Origin of the sequence: Klebsiella sp. HMSC16A12, assembly GCF_001808265.1 — a bacterium.
Classification (GTDB): domain Bacteria; phylum Pseudomonadota; class Gammaproteobacteria; order Enterobacterales; family Enterobacteriaceae; genus Klebsiella; species Klebsiella pneumoniae.
The window spans coordinates 1-721 of record NZ_KV792632.1 but is presented as its reverse complement, the minus strand read 5'-3'; the positions used below and the strand labels follow the sequence as shown (position 1 = coordinate 721).

Below are 721 nucleotides of genomic sequence, written 5' to 3'. Positions count from 1 at the left end.
CCGTGATTGGTTTTACCAAATAAAACCCACGTTTTGCTCTGACCCGGTTTCGGTGATTTACACCACCATCTCATCAAGGATGCGATACCGGTACGGTATTTACGGGCCAGCCAGTGCGCCAGCTTCCAGAACACGACACGATAAATATAACTGAACACACTGGCCTTAAAATCAACGAACTGATAGAACATGGCCCAGCCCTTCAGTTTCCGGTTGAGGGTCTCAACCATATCGACCTTGCTTTCACTGTAGTTGCCCGATAACGCTGCCGTCAGCGATGCGGCGAAGTTTCTGGCTTTCTCCTTCGGGATCGTCGACACCACCCGCATATCACCGTAACGACTGCGTTTGCGGATGATCCTGTGACCCAGAAAGATAAAACCGTCGTTTACATGGGTGATCCTGCTCTTGTCCATGTTCAGCCTGAGTTTCAGGCTGTCTTCGAGCACAACATCCGTCGCTGACCTTCCCCGGTTTACCTGCCTGGACTCAGACATACTGAGGAGGCTGCCCGTCGCACTCTTTATCCTTGCTTGCCGCAAGTTGGCAGAAGTCAGCAACGCGAGTCTGCCAGACGCTGCTGTCCCGGTGTTTCGCATACCTGTCGAAACACCTTCGACCGGCAGTGCTTACATATCACTGCCGGTTCCTTCTGCACGACCTGTAAGATCACGTAGGTCGTGGTGACATTTTCAACCCACAGAGGCGGATTAACGGGTTC

At 52.4% G+C, this 721-nt stretch carries 1 pseudogene; it reads right to left on the bottom strand.

From position 1 onward, the window contains the following. Positions 1 to 449 (bottom strand): annotated as a pseudogene (locus tag HMPREF3140_RS18810) (group II intron maturase-specific domain-containing protein); the annotation flags it as partial. Positions 450 to 721: the final 272 nt, after the last annotated feature.